Origin of the sequence: Myxococcus sp. CA023, assembly GCF_010998615.1 — a bacterium.
Classification (GTDB): Bacteria; Myxococcota; Myxococcia; order Myxococcales; family Myxococcaceae; genus Myxococcus.
Genome location: NZ_JAAEAH010000027.1, coordinates 19,902 through 37,245, shown reverse-complemented (window position 1 = coordinate 37,245; position 17,344 = coordinate 19,902). Strand labels below are relative to the sequence as shown.

Here is a 17,344-nt window from a genome sequence, read left to right as displayed (position 1 = left end):
CCGCCACGGGCTCATGCGCTGGGCGAAGGGGATTGTGCCGGGGCCGTGCTCCGGGTGATGAATCCGAAATGCGCCTGCGTTCGTGGTGGTGGGTCCTGGTCTTGCTCACGGTGTCCTGCGCGGGGCGGCGCTCCTCGTCCGAGGTCCTCGGGGTGCGAGACGCTCGGTCCGAGCTCTTCCGGGCCCGCGGTGACGCGGCCATCGAGACGAAGCAATGGGCCCTGGCGGCGGGCTACTTCGCGTCCGCGAGACACACGGAAGACTCACCCACGGCGCGCTGGGGGCAGGTGTGGGCGGAGAAGCGCGCCTCGTCGCTCGAGTGGGCGAAGCAGTTCGAGGGTTCGGTGCTGGCGCTGGCCTTCTCACCGGACGGCAGGCTGCTGGCCTCGGGAGGGTATGACGCGGTCGTGCGCGTCTGGGATGTGGCGGCCGGGGCGCAGGTGGCGGAGCTGAAGGGTCACGAAGCTGAGCTCCATGCCGTCGCGTTCTCTCCCGATGGCCGGTGGCTGGCCGCCGCGGGCAGGCCCGGCGCGCTCTGGCTCTGGGATTGGAAGCAGGGGCGCAGGGTGGCCTTGCTGTCCGGGCACACGGATGTCGTGCGGGGCCTGGCCTTCTCCCCGGATGGTGAGTGGCTGGCGAGTGGTGGACTGGACCGGACGATTCGTGTCTGGCGTATCCGCGATGGCGCGGAGGTGCTCCGGTTCATGCATGACGACATCGTCATCGCGGTGGCCTTCTCCCCCGACGGAGGACGGCTCGTGTCGTCGAGCATGGACCGGACCGCGCGGGTGTGGGACCTGACGGCGCGTCGCGAGCTGCACCGGCTGATGGGACACGGGGACAAGGTGGAGTCCTGTGCGTTCTCCGCGGATGGCGAGCGGGTGATGACCGCGTCCGCGGACCGTGCCATCCGTTTCTGGGATGCCCGGACCGGGGCCCTGCTCGACGTGCAGCGCAACACGGGGGCGCTTTCGTCCGTGGCCATCGATGCGGGTTTCCAGCAGCTCGTGCAGGCGGGGTGGGAGGGACGCGTGCAGCGCGTGGACGTGCGCGGCGGTGGCGAGGTCCTGGAGCGCTTGGATGCGCACCGGACCTTCGTGATGGCCGTGGCCCTGTCTCCGGACGGACGCACGTTCGCGTCCGGTGGCATGGACGGTGTCCTCAATGTCTGGTCACGGTCCGAGGTGCCTCCAGACGTCTTGCTGCGGGAGCTTCCCGCCTGGCCTGAGGTGCTGACCTCCGTGGGGCCAGACGCCTTCGTGTCGGGTGGGGAGGACGGTCTGCGGAGTTGGTCGCTCTCATCCGGCGGCGAACTCCACTCCCGCCTGGAGGCACCGGACGCCGTGGGGGCCGTGGCCGTGAGCGCGGACCGGCGGTTGCTCGCGGTGGGAACGTTGAAGGGGGAGGTGCGTGTGCGAGACGTCCGGTCCGGAAATCAGCTGATGGTGATTCCGGCCGCGCGCGAATCCATCCGGGCGTTGGCCTTCAGCCCAGACGGCGCATTGCTCGCCGCGGGGGTGGCGCAGGACGTCGTGCTGTGGGCTGTCCCCTCCGCGACCCAGGTGGCCCGGCTGACAGGACACACCGGGAAGGCGTGGGCATTGGCATTCGATGCCACGGGGCAAAGGCTGGCTTCGGGCGCAGCGGACCACACGGTGCGGATCTGGGACGTGGCGCGAGGCGCGGTGATTCGCGTCCTGGAGGCGGGCGACCGGGTCCGCGCCGTCACGTTCCTGGCGTCCGGGGAGTTGCTGACCGCGGGAATGCGTCAGCCCATCCGGCTCTGGAGCCCAGATGACGGCCGCGTGCTGACGTCGATGGATTCGCGCACGGTAGGCGTCTTGTCGCTCGCGGTAGCGCCTCAGGGGGCGTTCGTGGCGTCCGGCGGAATCGGAGGAGAGATGAAGGTCTGGCGGCTTCCCGACGGGGCGCTCATGGGGGAGGTGCCCGGGCTGCAGGGGTTCGTCTCCGCCGTGGCCTTCTCTTCCGATGGAGCATGGCTGGCGGCAGCGGCTTCCGACCGGACGTTCCACCTGCTGGGCTTCGATGCCTTCGCACTCCCGCCGCCCGTGGAGCCGGACCTGACGCGGATTCTGCGGCGCCATGGGCTGGTCTGGGATGACTTGCGGGGCGTGTTCACCCTCCACTGACACGGATTGCAGTCGTCGCCCGTGGGCTTGAGACGAAGTACAGCGTGCCGTCCCCGAGCGTGAGCTGGGCGCACCAATCCGCTCCGCAACGCTCCTCATCCGCAGGGCGTCTCGGACCTATCCCGTGACGGTGAGACGGGCATCTTGAGCCGCCCGTGTGGGTTGGCGGGCGCGCCGCTCATGCCCCGCGAGCAGGCGGGCGGCGCCCAGTGTCCATATTGTTTGAGCTCAAAAGTATAGACGTGCTCCGTCTGACCTGTTAACGACTGACCGCACTGTTCCCTGGGTGGACTGTCTCGCGCGCCAGCGTCCTCGCTGAGTGTGGATCGGGAGAGGGCCGCCCCTTGTGCCAAGTCTGGCGCTCAGGACGAGTGTGGCCCGTGCTGGTCCGCTCGCGCCTGTCGTCCATTGCCAGGAGTTGCGGTTGTCCACCCGTCTTACCCGTTTCTCGCATGCGCTTTTCCTGTCTGGATTGACCTGCCTGCTCGCGCCTGAAGCACGCGCCGAGGAGGAGGTGGTGGAAGACCCGGACATGCTCAAGGTCGGCGGCGCGCTGCGCCTCAATGCCTTCTTCAAGACGTGGCCTGGAGAAGAAGACAACCGCAACCGCGGTGGCGACGTGGCTTTCGATACATTCCGGCTCAACGTCGACGCCAGACTTTCCAAGGTGTTGCTGTCCGCCGAGTACCGCCTCTATTCGGGGTACTCCATGCTCCACCACGGCTGGGTGGGCTATGAGTTCACGAAGGCGACCCAACTCCAGTTCGGCGTGCACCGCGTGCCCTTCGGCGTGCTACCCTATGCCTCACATAACTGGTTCTTCTCCCTGCCCTACTACATGGGCATGGAGGACGACTACGACCTGGGTCTGAAGTTGGTCCACACGCAGGGGCCATGGGATCTGCAGGTCGCCTTCTACAAGAACGACGAGGGCAGCTTCACCGGCCGGAGTACGGACAGCGCGCGCTACTCGTATGACGTGGTGCAGGTGAACAGCTCCAACCCGGGCGAGGCGTACCTGGGCGTGGACAGCGCGAACCACGAGAGCAACAAGCTCAATGCACGCGCGGCGTACACATTCCAGCACGGGGACCTGGGCCGCACGGAAGTGGGCGTCTCCGCGCAGACCGGGCAGATCTACAACAGCGTCACCAGGCGCAATGGCCTGAACTGGGCTGGCGCGGTGCATCTGGACGGCTACTACGGCCCGTTCAACCTGCGCATGGAGGTCCTCAGCTACGGCTACGACCTGAAGAACCCCGAGGGTCACGACGACTCCATCGTGACGATGGGGGCCTATGACGCGCCCTACAAGATGGCTACCCGGGGCACCGTCTACGCGGCGGGCCTTTCGTACGATGTGCCCGTGTCGTGGGGCCCCATCACGAAGCTGACCTTCTACGACGACTTCAGCCTCTTCGACAAAGCCAACGCCGCGTTCGAGACGTCGATGCAGAACGTGCTCGGCATGCTCGTCACCGCGGGGCCCGTCTTCACCTACGTGGACGTGGCCAGCGGGAAGAACCAGCCCTGGCTGGGGCCTGCTTATGGCCACGCGCTCGCGGAGGGCGATCCGAATGCCCCGTGGGACACGCGCTTCAACATCAACGTCGGCTACTACTTCTGAGATGCCCCATGGAGAAGATTGAAGTCCGTGGCTTGCGGAAGATCTACGGCAGCAACCCGGAACGGGCCATTGCCCTGCTGGAGAAGGGGCAGAGCAAGCAGCAGATCCTGGAGGAGACGGGGTGCACCGTCGCCATCCAGGAGGCTTCGTTCGATGTGAGGGCCGGCGAAATCTTCGTCATCATGGGCCTGTCTGGCAGCGGCAAGTCCACGGTGCTCCGCTGCCTCAATCGCCTCATCGAGCCCTCCGCCGGCAGCGTGCACGTGGACGGCGTGGACGTCACCCGGGCGGACAGGGCGGGCCTGCTGGACGTCCGGCGCCGGAAGATGGCCATGGTGTTCCAGAACTTCGGCCTGCTGCCCCACCGCAGCGTCATCCGGAACGTGGAGTACGGGCTGGAGATGCAGGGCCTGGAGCGGCGGGAGTCACGGCCCAAGGCGATGCAGGCGCTCGAGCTGGTGGGCCTGAAGGGCTACGAGGAGAAGTTGCCTCGCGAGCTCAGCGGCGGGATGCAGCAGCGCGTGGGGCTGGCGCGGGCCATTGCCACCGACGCGGAAATCCTGCTCATGGACGAGGCCTTCAGTGCGTTGGACCCGCTCATCCGCCGGCAGATGCAGGACGAACTGCTGGAGCTCCAGTCCCGGATGAACAAGACCATCGTGTTCATCACCCATGACCTGGATGAGGCGCTGAAGCTGGGTGGGCGCATCGTCATCATGAAGGACGGGCGCATCGCGCAGCTCGGCACGCCGGAGGAAATCCTCAGGAGCCCCGCGGACGACTACGTGCGCGCCTTCGTGGAGCACGTGGACCGCACCAAGGTCCTCACCGCGCGGGCCATCATGCGGCGGCCGGAGTCGGTGGTGCACCCGAAGGACGGGCCCGCCCTGGCCGTCAAGCGCATGCGCGAGTCGGGCACCTCCACGCTCTTCGTGACCAACCAGGCCCGCAAGCTGGTGGGCGTGGTGCGCATCGAGGACGCGCTGCGGCTCCTGGCGGAGAACAAGCACAGCCTGGAGGGGGCGCTCGTCACCGACTTGCCCACCACGTCACCGGACACGCCGCTGGCGAAGCTGGTGGCGGTGGCGGCCACGACTCAGATTCCCATCGCCGTCGTCGCCGAGGACCAGTCGTTCCTGGGCATCGTGAGCCGCGCCACGCTGCTGGCCAGCATCGCGGGGGAGCAGCGCTGACATGAGCACACTGAAAATCGGAGAAGGCTTCGAGGAGCTGATTGACTGGCTGGGTACGCGTGGCGCGCCGGTGTTCGACGCCATCCGCTCGGTGCTCACGGCCTGCATCAACGGCCTGGAGAGCGCGCTGCTCCTGCCGCCCAGCTACGCCATCATCGTGGTGTTGATGGTGCTCGCCTGGCGCCTGTCCGGCCTGGGCACGGCCGTCTTCACGGCGCTGGGCATGCTGCTCATCCAGGACATGGGCCTGTGGAAGGCCACCATGGAGACGCTGGCGCTGGTCCTCAGCTCGGCGATGGTGGCGCTGGTGCTGGGCATCCCCCTGGGCATCTGGGCCGCGTACAGCCGCGTCGTGGAGCGGGTGATGCGGCCCGCCCTGGACCTGATGCAGACGATGCCCGCCTTCGTCTACCTCATCCCCGCGGTGCTCTTCTTCCGGCTGGGGAAGGTGCCCGGCGTGGTGGCCACCGTCATCTTCGCCATGCCACCCGCGGTGCGCCTCACCAACCTGGGCATCCGGCAGGTGCCCGCCGAAGTCGTGGAGGCCGCCATCGCGTTTGGCGCGACGCCGCGCCAGACGCTGCTCAACGTCCAGCTCCCCATCGCCGTCCCCACACTGCTGGCCGGAGTGAACCAGACCATCATGCTGTCGCTGTCCATGGTGGTCATCTCCGCCATGATTGGCGCGGGGGGACTGGGCGAGCAGGTCCTGAAGGGCATCACCCAGCTCCGCATCGGACTGGGCTTCGAGAGCGGCATCGCGGTGGTCATCCTGGCCATCGTGTTGGACCGCCTGACTCACGCGCTGGGCAAGCCCCGGACGCGCTCATCATGAAGGAGACCCGTCCCGTGAAGACTTCCTCTCTCAATCGTCTGCCCCTGCTGCTCACGGCCGTGGCGGGGCTGCTCGTCGCCCCCGGATGCAAGCAGGAGAACAAGGCGCCCGCAGCGGGTGACACCGAGGCGCCCGCCCCCGCGAAGAAGCCCGTGGTCCGGCTGGTGTACGTGAACTGGGCCGAAGGCGTGGCCATGACGCATCTGGTCCAGGCCATCCTGGAGGACCGCATGGGCTACGAGGTGAAGACCACCATGGCGGACGTCGCCCCGGTGTTCGCCTCGCTCGCGAGCGGCGACGCGGATGCATTCCTGGATGGCTGGCTGCCCGTCACCCACCAGAGCTACATGGAGCGCTTCCAGGGCAAGGTGGTGGACCTGGGCACCAACTACGAGGACGCACGGATTGGCCTGGTCGTCCCGGCGGACCTGGACATCACCAGCATCGAGCAGCTCAACGGCAAGGCGAAGGACCTGAACCAGTCCATCGTGGGCATCGACTCTGGCGCGGGCATCATGACGACGACGGAGAAGGCCATCGCGGAGTACAAGCTGGACCTGAAGCTGGTGCCCTCCAGCGGCCCGGCGATGACCGCGGAGCTCAAGGACGCCATCGCCAAGAAGCGCCCCGTGGTGGTCACCGGTTGGAAGCCGCACTGGAAGTTCGCGCGCTGGGACCTGAAGTTCCTGGATGACCCGAAGGGCGTCTATGGCGCCAAGGAGTCCATCCACACGCTCACCCGCGTGGGCCTGGAGAAGGACCTGCCCGACGTCGCGACGCTGCTGCGCAACTTCAAGCTGGATGACCAGCAGCTCGGCAGCCTGATGGGCGCCATCGCCGAGGCCGAGGCCGCCCCGGAGAAGGCCACCCGGGAGTGGGTGAAGAAGAACCAGGCGCTCGTGGACGGCTGGATTCCCAAGTCCTGAGCGCGCTGCGAGGCGCTCCGGGGCATTCAGTTCCCGGGCGCCGCCTTCGGGTGTCCGCGCTTTCGTGCCGCGGATTCCATCTCCATGAGCGCGTGGATGCCCGTCCGAAGCTGCTCGTAGATGTCCCGCTCGGTGACGCCCAGACGGACGGCATTGGAGACGTCATGCACGCCGTCCCGGGCTTCGGAGTGTTCGCCGTGCAGGCCCCGCACCGCGAGCCCCAGGCGGGCGCACCGCGCGCGGAAGTCCGGTCGCCGTGACAGGTGGGGCAGGCGGATGAGGACGGAGGCTCGCATGGCGGTGCCCAGGTTGGTGGGGCACGCCGTGAGGAAGCCCAGCCGTGAGTCCTGGGCGAAGTCGAGCTGCCCGTCGAGCTGCTCGAGCGCCGTCTGGAGCCGCAGGTAGGTCTGCGCCAGCCCCGAGCCGGGCTGCATGCTGATGATGCGCAGGGCGTCTTCCTCCCCGACCCAGACGATGAAGCGCATGTCCGCGGAGTGGAAGATGCCGCGGTTGCGCGGCCAGTCGCGGTTGACGCCCGCGCTGTCCAGGAAGCGGTCCGACTGCTGGAACAGGACGTGGTGGTGCACCAGCTCCCGCCGCTCCGCCTCGGAGAGGCTGGCCAGGGGATGGTATTCGCCCGCGAGGTGGCCCCCCAGGCCGGAGAGGACCTGGACGACCTCGGCTTCCAGCGCGGCCCTGTCCCTGGCGCCAATGGCCGGAGGAAAGGCATACCGGGCCAGGTTCCGTCCGACGCGGACCCGCGTGGAGAGGATGAACTCGCCCGTGGGGTCCAGGTCGTCCTGGGGCAGCCCGTCGAGCGAGAAGTCACTCGTGTGTCCGCTCAGGTCATGGCCCGAATGGTCCCGGATGATGGGATTCAGCAGCGGGGAGAAGAGCGCGTAGGACTCGCTGTCACCCGCGTAGACACCCATCTGGGAGTCCCCGTGGTCCAGGCCACTCTGGATGGTCTTCCGGAGCGTCCAGCCGTTGCGTGTCGTGAGCCGTTCGAGCCGGGACTTCAGCTCGGGGGTGAGGTGCTTGTGGAGCAGCATCGCTCCGCGGCCTGAGCACGACACATGCCACGGTGGTTGCTGCTCAAATGTATGTGATTTTCGATGTTTGGCGCGCGGGTCGCCGTGTATCACGCGGCGCTGACGCGTCAGCTGGAGGGATGACACGTCAGCTCACCGGAACGGCTTCTCCGGTGAGCGGCGTTCGCCGCGGGCTACGGGGCCGGGGGCGGTTGCAGCAGCCGGGGCGGCAGGTGCGGGCCGAACTCGACGGTGTCGGCCTCCGGGTGTGGCACCGGGGCGTGCTTCAGTGACGGGACGCCTGCCCAGCGCCGCACGATGTCCTGGGCCTGGACCCGAAGGGTGGTGGGGAGCTGGTTGATGGTGCTTCCGTGGTTGCCGCCCGGAACGGTGAACACGAAGGAGTCCTGAGCGTTGCCGAGCGGGAACGCCGCCGCCGTCCACGGGTCCAGGTCGCCATAGATGAACATCACCCGCTGGCCATGCGTCACGAGCCAGTCCTCGATGTCCTGCATGGCCTGGGGCCGGAACACGACCGGCACGCCGGGCGTCGAGTACACCGGCGCGATGTTCGTTCCGGGGTGCTGGATGAGGCTGCCCAGGTGCGCCTCGTAGGGCTTGGGCCAGCCCAACTCCAGACCCGCCTGGTAGTAGTAGGGGTAGTACGGAGCGATGCCGGAGCTGCTGTTGTCGGAGAACGTGGCAAGGCCCACCGCCCAGTCAATGATGTCCAGCATGTATTCACTCGACGCCGTGTCATCGGGGAACGCGTCGCAGTACTGGGGGATGGAGTACTGCCAGAAGGCGAAGTACGTCTCGATGACGGCGTGCTCCAGGGCCCGCTCGAAGCCAAGCTGGTTGTAGGTGAGGCCCTGGTTCACGGCATAGGCGCGCAGCAGCGCCACCATCTCCTGGCGGCGGTTCAGCACGGCGCGCTGGAAGGTGTGGATTTGCTCGCGGCACCACTCCAACTCCGGGCCTCCCACAGTGGCCTGGAAGGCGGGGAAGCGCTCATCTTCGCCGAGCACGAGCGGCGCCACATAGGCCACCGTCGCGTCCACATCCTCCGGGTGGAACCGGCGGTAGAACACCATGGTCTCTCCACCCTTGCTGACGCCCGTGGACACCCAGGACGCGGAATAGATTTGCTTGATCGCCTGGGCGACCCGGTGGAAGTCGTCCGCCGACTGCTTGATGGTGAGCTGGCTCCAGTCCGCGGGCTCCGGACGGCTGGGCAGGAAGAAGCGGTGCTCGATGGAGAGCTGGTTCGCGGCCAGCAACGTCGTCAGCTCGCGGCGGCCCGCGCTCAGGGACACGTAGTAGCCGCTTGTGTAGAAGACCACGGGCGCAGTGACCGAACGGTGCAGCAGGACCAATCGCTGCTTGAAGCGCTGGCACTCGGGGCGCGCGTGGTCGGCGGGCTGGTCGTACTCCATGACAAAGAAGCGGTGACCCGCGGGGACCGTGACGCCGTTGGGGTTCTCCGCGACGGTGAGGCCGGGAATGGCCCGCAGCCGGTCCAGGATGTCCGCGGTCGGGTCCTGGACGACGGTCGGGTCGCCGGGGTTCGAGACACCGCCATCCGGGGGCCCGAATGGGCACTCCGGTGGCTCCGTGCCTCCGTCTCCGGTGCCCCCGTCCGTCGGGCCCGAGCCTCCGTCCTCCTCACCCGTGCCCGCGTCGTCCGGCTCCGTGCCCGCGTCATCGGTGCCCGCGTCGTCCGGCTCCGTGCCCGCGTCATCGGTGCCCGCGTCGTCCGGCTCCGTGCCCGCGTCTCCGCTGCCTCCGTCCATCGGGCCCGAGCCTCCGTCCTCCTCGCCCGTGCCCGCGTCGTCTGGCTCCGTGCCCGCGTCGTCCGGCTCCGTGCCTGCGTCATCGGTGCCCGCGTCATCCGGCTCAGTGCCCGCGTCGTCCGTACCCGCGTCATCGGTGCCCGCGTCGCCCGTCCCCGCGTCGTCCCTGCCTGCGTCGGGCGTCTGGATGCCTGCATCCTGACGGGGCTCGGGCGTGTCGCCGCCGCAGGCCGTCTGGGTCAGGGCCAGCAGCAGCGGAAGTAGAAGCAGGATGGAGTGAGACAACCTTCTTGAACGGAGCATGAACCCCTCAGTTGATGGACGCGGTGTCGCAGATGCCATGGCTGCGAGACATTAGCGCATCGATCTGTCGTCGCCGTGCCCCGTTGTGGTGCGGGGGCAGTCCCCGCGCGCCGCTGGAGATTTCCAGCCGGAGCGCTGTCTGCCTTCACGCTCGATGGGGTGCTTGCCGCCATCCGAGCACGCGCGATGTAATGCGTGCATGCCCCATCGCGTGACGTTCGCCGTCGATGCCGTGAAGCCCGCCGTCCTGCCCTTGGAAGAGGTCGGACTCACCGAAGCCCTGAGTGGGCGGTTGGACGCCAAGGTGCTCGGGGCCTCCCATCGCGAGGCGCGGTTCGTGCGTCCCGAGGCGACCCATCCATTGCTCTCCGCGGTGCATCTGGCCTTCAGCGGGCACCGCCCATTGGTGCTGTCTCCGGACATCCTCTGGATCACCATCGCCCAGGGGCTGGCCCTGCACATCACCCGCAACGCGGAGGCGCTGCGATTCGACCTGGTACGTCACCAGGGGCGCAAGCAGTTGGTGGTGACACGCGACGCGTCCCAGACGGACCTTGCATCGGATGATTTCTGGCCCGGCGTCGTGGACGACTTCTCCGGGATGATTCAAGGGCACTCGCCCGCGCTGCACGACCTGATGGTGTGCGACTTCTCCACGACGGGGCCGGTGGAGCGCGTGGTCAGTCAAATCGTGCTGATGGATGCGATGCGGGAGTACTTCGACTACGTGGTGATGTGCATCTGCGGCATTCCCACCATCACGCTCGAGGGCTCACCGGAGGACTGGCGCAAGCTGCGGGACAAGGTAGGACAGCTTCCGCGGTACGGCATGGAAACCTGGGCCCGGCACCTGCTGCCGCTGTGCGACCAGTTCATCCGGGCTTCGGAGGGACGGGAGGACCGCAAGTTCTGGCAAGCCATCTACAAACTGCACCACGCCTATGGCAGCGATACCTTCAATGGCTGGATTGGCAAGCTGTTCCCCTTCCTTCGCAATCAATTGACGGGCGAATATGACTTTCCCAATCCGATGCTGGAGGCCCAGGCGCTGGGCAAGCCCGACGCCTCGGAGAAGGGCGACACCCTTTCCAGTGACAGATTGCCCACCGGGCTGTCCCGGGTGTCGCTCCTGCTCGCGGTGGCCACCGATTCAGGGATGGTGAAGGCACGGATGGCCCTGACGGCGGGCTTCATGGGGACGCTCCAGTCCGCGGAGACGCTGGCGCTGCGGCCGGTGCCGGGCTGGGTGGTCCACGAGGACCTGGGGCTGGATGCGATGCTCCGGCGCATCAAGGATGAGCACCGCATGGCCGAGGCCCTCTCGGAGGCTCGTCACAGCAAGTGGCGCGACCTGTGGGGGGAATGTGGAATCCCGGCGGACATCAGCCAGTTCTACGCCGCATGCGACGGCGCGTCGCTCTTCGGCCAGGGGGATGCGGCCGTGTACCGCATCCGGGCGTCGGGGGCGCTGGAGTTCCACGACGGGACGCGCTGGAACAAGACCCGTCTGGCAGATCCGCAATCCAGCGGCTACCCACACGGCTGGACGCGCTTCTGTGATGTGGGCGAACACGGCTTCCTGGCCTACCGTTTCAACTCACAGCAGCCTGGGAAGCTCCCGCTCTACTGGGTGGAAAGCGCTCAGTCGCGGACCGGCGTGTGCGTCGCCGCCTCGCTGACGGAGTTCCTTCACAAGGCGCTCAATTCGCAGGGGCGCGTCTACTTCCAGGAGCCGGGCTTCACGCCGGGAGAGGTCGAGGAGTTGTGGTTCTGATTTCCTTGAGAGGGATTACTCTCGCCTGAGCGTGACGGTGGCGGTGCCGGCGATGGCTTCGCGTGGCTTGCCCAGGGCGAGCCCCCGGAGCACCTTGTTGATGCACTGCGCGAGCGGGATGGGCTGGGGCGGGTGCATGCGTGCTCCGAGGACGATGCCTTCGGGGGAGTAGACCACGGCGTAGGTGTCCTGACGGCATGCGGCGTCCTCGCCGTTCCGCGCGTAGCAGCTGTCGAGCGCGGGCAGGCGCCCTTCAATGGACTCGGCGACCCAGCCGTCCGTGTACCCGCGAGGCGCGGGCGCGGCGGTGCCGTTCTCCGTCAGGCGGGGCAGCTCGATGACCCGGAGGCGGGCGAGCTCCTCCGTGGGCGTCATTCCGGAGGCCGTCATGACGAGCCCTCCCGTTGCGGCGAGGCCCACCGCCAGCGCGCTGGCGACCATGAGGACGGTCTGCAGGCGGGAGCGCGTGTGCGGCGGGGGGACGTGTTCCGCCGCGACGAGGACGGGCTGCGGGCCGGAGCGCGTGTGAGGTGTGGCGGCGTGTTCCGCCGCGACAGGCGTTGCGGGCACGGGGGCTGTGTTCGCGGGCTCCGGGGGAGCGGCGCTTGCGACTTCAGGCTGAGGGGCCGAAGGGGCCGCCACGGGGGCAGCGTGAATCCAGGGCTCGAGCGCCTGGGCCAACTCGTCGGAGTCCGCGTAGCGCGTGGCCGGGTCCTTCTCCAGCGTGCGCTCCACCACCTGGGAGAAACCGTCCGGCACGTCCGTGCGCACGCCGCTGAGCGGAGCGGGCACCTGGTGCATGACGGCGGAGAGCAGGGCCACGTTGTCCGCCACGTCGATGGGCCGCTGTCCCGTCACCATCTGATACAGGCAGGCGCCCAGCGAGTAGATGTCCGCGCGTCCGTCGACAGGGCGGCAGCGGATCTGCTCCGGAGCCATGTACGACGGCGTGCCGACCCAGGCGCCAGACTCCGTGCCCAGCGCGGTGGCGTCGTCTTCATGCATGAGCCGCGCGACGCCGAAGTCCAGCAGCTTCACGTGGAGGGCTTCGGTCCCCGTGTCGACCAGGAAGATGTTGTCGGGCTTGATGTCGCGGTGGACGACGCCGGCGTGATGCGCCGCCACCAGCGCGGTCGCCAACTGGTGGGCAATGGCCGCCGCGCGTCCCACGGGCAGGGGGCCTTCCTTCTTCATCAGCGACTTCAGCGTCTGGCCCTTCAGCAACTCCATCACCAGGAACGGCGGCTCATCCGGTGCGTCGTGAAAGTCCATCACCTCGACGATGTTCGGATGCTTCACGCCCGCGGTGGCCTGGGCCTCGCGGCGGAAGCGTGCGTGCACGGCCGGCTCGCCGAGGAGGTGCTGCCGGAGCACCTTGACGGCCACGGTTCGGCCTATGTCCAGTTGCTCCGCCTCGTAGACGGTGCCCATCCCCCCCACGCCAATCCGCTGGCGCAGTCGATACTTCTGCCCCAGCACTGTTCCGACCAAGGATGAGCGACTCATGACGCAACGTGTATACCCGAGCCTGATGAAGAACGTTGGCGACGATCCTCCCGATGACGGATGCAGTCGCCGTTGAATTCGCGGAAGGCCCTTCGCTCAGCGACCTGCTGGTATTGTAATTGTTTCAGGAGTTTCGCGGGGCTGTTTCACCCGGGGTCGTGGTGACCTCTCCCAGGTGGGACGGACCCATCGAGCCAGGGGCGCAGCATCTTCCCGACGACCTCCGTCGTGAGCCCCTGGGGCGTACGCCGGAAGAGGGCGTAGGGCTCGTCGTCGGCGGCTTGCATTCACGGAGTCTACTGGCGGTGTCCCGCGCTCCGAGCGGCGCACGCCGTATTTCGTGGGCACGTTCTTCTCAAGGTTTGGGCTTTTTCGCTTTCTGAGACGGGATTCGCGTGTGGATTCCCGAGCTGGGCGGTGTTCGAGCGTCCCGTGTGCCGTTCGTGAACTGCACCGTTGACGTGAAGGCCCTCGCTCATTTCTATCGTCCCACGCATCTCGCAAGGGAGTCGCCGTGGCAGGACAGACCGTTGAGTTGACCCAGGAGAACTTCGAGCGCATCACCCAGGAGGCAGGGGTGTGCGTGGTGGACTTCTGGGCGGAGTGGTGTGGTCCCTGCCGCGGCTTCGCGCCGACCTTCGAGGCCGCCGCGAAGGAGTTCCCGAACATCACCTTCGGCAAGCTCGATACGGAGGCGCAGGAAGAGGTCTCCGGCCAGATGGAGATTCGCTCCATTCCCACGCTGGTGGCCTTCAAGGATGGCGTCGAGGTCCGGCGCGCCTCGGGCGCGATGTCGGCCTCGGCGTTCGCGACCTGGCTGAGCAAGCTGGACTCCGTGGACCTGGCCGTCGAGCAGCAGCGGGCGGCGAACCGCAAGCTGACGGAGGAGGGGACGCCGCCGCCTGGCATCCCGCCCCACGCGGAATGGGATGCCGGAGACGAGGAGTGGTGCTTCGGCGACACCGACGAGGAGGGTGAGAAGCACGGCCCCTGGAAGTACTGGCGCGCCGATGGAACCCTCTGCAACGAGTGCATCTTCGTCCACGGCAAGCCCCACGGCCCCTTCAAGCGCTTCCACGAGAGCGGGGAGGTGTCCCAGGATGGCGCGTTCGAGGAGGGCAACCTGCACGGCCCGCGCACCTGGTACGCGTCCGACCAATTCACCACCGAGCGGATGCATGAGAACGGCGTCAGCGAGAAGGTCCGCCGCACGGTGATGGTCTACGCGAACGGCCGCGTGACGCAGGTGCTGCACTACAACGGCGCCGGCGAACGCGTGGTGCCCTCCACCGGAGCGCCGTACCCCACGCGGCCCGCGAACCTCCCCGAGAAGGTTGAGTACCGCGAGGACCAGGACCAGTGGGCGTCCGTGTCGCTCAACGCGGCAGGGGAGCGACACGGCCTGTGCCGGTTCTGGGACCGGGATGGTGACCTCGTCTGGGAGGCGGAGTTCCAGGAGGGCAGCCGCCATGGGCGCTACCACTCGTTCGCGGAGGGCGAGTACGCCGACCCTCGCGTGGAGTTCGACGAGGGGGAGATGGCGGACGACTTCGCGTGCGGTACGTGGAAGCTGCTGGACGCGGACCGGAAGGTCGTGGCCTTGAGGGACCTGGGCGTGGCCCAGGACCATGAGGCGCTTGATTCCTCCGAAGTGTTCACGAACCTGCCGAGGACGGCGGATGCCTGGCGCGAGTTCGCCGAGCAGGCGCGAGCCGAGCGCCGCTACCGGGAGGCGCTCCTGGCCATGGCGCGTGCCAGCGCGGTGTCGTTGGATGTGGCGCCGTTGAAGGCGTGGTTGGAGGCACTCACCCTGCCGCGTTCGGAGTCGAGCGCGCGCGAGCACGCCGAGGGCGTGATGAACAGCGCGGCGGATGAGCGGGCGGCGCTGGCGGATGCGCTGGTGCGGGGCGCGGAGCCCGCGACCTTGTTCCGGGGCTTTGCGGTGCTCCACGACCAGCAGGACCGGCCCCGGGCGGCGTTGGACTTCATCCTGGCCGCGATGCTGCTCGCGCCGGAGCGCTCGGCGTACCTGTTCACCCGGAGCCTCATCCTGGCGAACCTGGGGTTGGGCGAGCAGATGCAGAAGGACGCGGAGGCGCTGGCACCGTCGGAGCCGGATTCGTGGAAGTTCCTCTCGGCTTACGGGCGGGTGCTGTTCCCGCGCTTCGAGTTCTGGCCGGGACGTGAGCCCTCGCACTGCACGTTCGATGAGGTCCCCGACGGGCCCACGAAGGAACTGGACGCGGTGCAGGCCGTGGTCCGCAAGTACGCCACTCGACTCCAGTTGCTGCGCGCGGAGATTCTCTCTCGCTTCAAGCCCGGCGCGAACGTGCCCTGGCTGCCGCCCGATGTGTCGTCCCTGCTGCCTGACGGGCCCGTCGAGCTGGAGCAGACGGAGGTCGAGGACGCGGATGGTGACTCGGTGGACGTTGACGAGACACTGTCCACGAAGGGGATGGGGATTCCGGCCTTGTCCCGTGCGGCCCGTGGGGACTGGAGCGCGCTGACCTGGCTCTTGTGGGCGTGCGGGGAGGATGCGATTCGGATGCCGGATGCGCTGACGCCTCCGGCCGACTTCGGTCAGGCGGCGGGACAGGCCACGCAGCGGCTGTGGCAGTGCCGCAACCGGCGGACCCGTGGTCACATCGACCCGGACCTGCCAACGTTCGATTTCGAAGGGGTTGCCCTCCAGGAGCTGCATCCCAATCTGGCGGGGATTGCCGAAGAGCAGTACGCGGAGACGCAGGCGATGTTCTTCTGGCTGACTGACGCGAACCACGTGTCTCCGTGGCAGGCCAATCTGAGGGGGTAGTCATGAAGCGGATTCGTCAGACGATTGAAGTCTCCGAGCCCCTGTGGCGGGCGCTGGAATTGATGAGCCGCGACATGGGCGTGGACCGGGATGCGCTGGTGGCGCAGGCCCTGTTCCAGCTCGCGCGCCAGAATGGCTACGTGTCCCCCACAGTGGTGTCGCTGGGCGGGGAGGCGCAGGTGGCCGGTGGGGCCGTGACGGGTGCGGAGCCCGTGGTCCAGGCCGCTGCACCCGTGGCGGCGCGTCCCGTGGTGGCGGCGTCGAGCGTGGTCGCGCCTCCGGTCGCCGAGCCGGTGGCAACGGCTGTGCCGCCCGTCAGTCCTGGGGCCGGTACGCAGGAATCGGTGTCTGCCGCGGCTGCGGTGGCTGGCCCGGCAGCGGCTCCTGCTGCCCCGGCCGTGGACACGTTCTCGGCGGACGACGCGACGGAGGAGCCCGCGACGGAGCCTCGTGGCGTCACCTCGGTGCCTCTGTCCGTGGCGCAGATGCCCCCTACTGAGCTGGTGCTCGCGCGGATGCAGGAGATTCTCGCGGAAGTCGACGCATCCGTGCAGCCGTCGGAGGGGCTGGCCGCGCAATCGGACGACGCCGACGATGATGAGTCCGACGACTCCGATGACGAGGAGTCTGACGACGCCGACGATGAGGATTCCGACGACTCCGATGACGAGGAGTCCGACGATTCGTCGGATGAGGACTCGGAAGACGATGCGTCCGATGAGGATGCCGCGGAGGACGATTCGGACGAGGAGTCCGCCGAAGACTCAGACGATTCGGAGTCCGAAGAAGCTGCTTCGGACGATGAGGCCGAGGCACCGGCGGGCAGCGGCATGAAGGGGGATGTGTCCAGTGACGACATTGCCGCGGAGCTTGCGGCACTGGGCGTCGAGGATGAGCCCGCGGAGCCTGCCAAGGCAGAGGCACCCGTCGCGACGCCGATTGCGGCACGTCCGCTGGTGGCGCGTCCTGTGCCGAAGATTCGGCCGCCTGACGAAGCCGCGACGATTCTGGAGGACCAGTCGGCGGAGACCACCAACATCGTGAAGGCTCCCGCGCCGCTGGAGGTCTTCGTCCGGTGGGCGCAAGGCACGCCGGTGGCCGTCTCCACAGAGCGCTTCACGATTGGCCGAGGCCCCCGCTGCAGCCTCGTCGTGAAGTCAGAGCGTGTCTCGCGCGAGCACGCTGTCGTCACGCGAGTGGGGGACGAGGTCTTCATCGAGGACCTCAACTCCTCGAACGGGACCTGGTTCAACGACGAGCGCATCACCCGGCAGCAGGTCTCGGACGGTGACGAGTACATGCTCGGCACGGAGGCCGTTTCCTTCACGATGCGTCCCGCGGGCGGTTGAACAAGAGGGGGCGATAACGGTGTTGGGCCTGCCGACACGGTTGGA

Annotated in this window: 11 protein-coding genes; 8 read left to right on the top strand and 3 right to left on the bottom strand. The window is 67.9% G+C overall.

Going from position 1 to position 17,344, the window contains the following annotated elements; all coding sequences use genetic code 11:
* The first annotated feature begins 68 nt into the window (after positions 1–68).
* From F8M74_RS14080 to F8M74_RS14060, 5 genes are all read left to right on the top strand, one after another.
* Positions 69–2,150: a WD40 repeat domain-containing protein gene (locus F8M74_RS14080; protein WP_228560281.1), complete on the top strand. Its 2,082-nt coding sequence runs from the start codon at positions 69–71 to the stop codon at positions 2,148–2,150.
* Between the two features lie 532 nt (positions 2,151–2,682).
* Positions 2,683–3,777, top strand: coding sequence for a hypothetical protein (locus F8M74_RS14075; RefSeq protein ID WP_171410293.1), 1,095 nt, complete (start codon positions 2,683–2,685; stop codon positions 3,775–3,777).
* An 8-nt stretch (positions 3,778–3,785) separates the two neighbouring features.
* A complete protein-coding gene (locus F8M74_RS14070) occupies positions 3,786–4,970 on the top strand; it encodes a glycine betaine/L-proline ABC transporter ATP-binding protein (RefSeq protein WP_141256417.1) in 1,185 nt (394 codons plus the stop codon).
* Position 4,971: 1 nt separating this feature from the next.
* Positions 4,972–5,805 (top strand): proline/glycine betaine ABC transporter permease, encoded by an 834-nt coding sequence (locus tag F8M74_RS14065; RefSeq protein ID WP_141256418.1) that lies wholly within the window; start codon positions 4,972–4,974, stop codon positions 5,803–5,805.
* Positions 5,806–5,819: 14 nt separating this feature from the next.
* Positions 5,820–6,731 carry a glycine betaine ABC transporter substrate-binding protein gene (locus F8M74_RS14060; protein ID WP_228560285.1) on the top strand — a complete coding sequence of 304 codons (912 nt, stop codon included), beginning with the start codon at positions 5,820–5,822 and terminating at the stop codon, positions 6,729–6,731.
* Between the two features lie 26 nt (positions 6,732–6,757).
* Here F8M74_RS14060 and F8M74_RS14055 read toward each other — a convergent pair whose 3' ends face one another.
* Together F8M74_RS14055 and F8M74_RS14050 are read right to left on the bottom strand one after the other, a co-directional pair.
* Positions 6,758–7,783: a phosphagen kinase gene (locus F8M74_RS14055; protein ID WP_141256420.1), complete on the bottom strand. Its 1,026-nt coding sequence runs from the start codon at positions 7,781–7,783 to the stop codon at positions 6,758–6,760.
* 173 nt (positions 7,784–7,956) lie between these two features.
* Positions 7,957–9,840: a S28 family serine protease gene (locus F8M74_RS14050; protein WP_228560287.1), complete on the bottom strand. Its 1,884-nt coding sequence runs from the start codon at positions 9,838–9,840 to the stop codon at positions 7,957–7,959.
* A gap of 217 nt (positions 9,841–10,057) precedes the next feature.
* On the opposite strand from F8M74_RS14050, the gene F8M74_RS14045 reads away from it, so the two are divergent.
* On the top strand, positions 10,058–11,632 hold the full coding sequence (locus tag F8M74_RS14045; protein ID WP_141256422.1) for a DUF4419 domain-containing protein: 1,575 nt from the start codon (positions 10,058–10,060) through the stop codon (positions 11,630–11,632).
* Between the two features lie 15 nt (positions 11,633–11,647).
* Here the strand turns inward: F8M74_RS14045 and F8M74_RS14040 are convergent, their stop codons facing one another.
* The gene (locus F8M74_RS14040; RefSeq protein ID WP_141256423.1) at positions 11,648–13,138 is read right to left on the bottom strand and encodes a serine/threonine-protein kinase; all 1,491 of its coding nucleotides are present in this window, start codon (positions 13,136–13,138) and stop codon (positions 11,648–11,650) included.
* 514 nt (positions 13,139–13,652) lie between these two features.
* Between F8M74_RS14040 and trxA the strand changes: the two genes are divergently transcribed.
* Together trxA and F8M74_RS14030 are read left to right on the top strand one after the other, a co-directional pair.
* On the top strand, positions 13,653–15,950 hold the full coding sequence (trxA, locus tag F8M74_RS14035) for a thioredoxin (RefSeq protein ID WP_141256424.1): 2,298 nt from the start codon (positions 13,653–13,655) through the stop codon (positions 15,948–15,950).
* A 2-nt stretch (positions 15,951–15,952) separates the two neighbouring features.
* Positions 15,953–17,299: an FHA domain-containing protein gene (locus tag F8M74_RS14030; RefSeq protein ID WP_141256425.1), complete on the top strand. Its 1,347-nt coding sequence runs from the start codon at positions 15,953–15,955 to the stop codon at positions 17,297–17,299.
* The last annotated feature ends 45 nt before the right edge of the window (positions 17,300–17,344 follow it).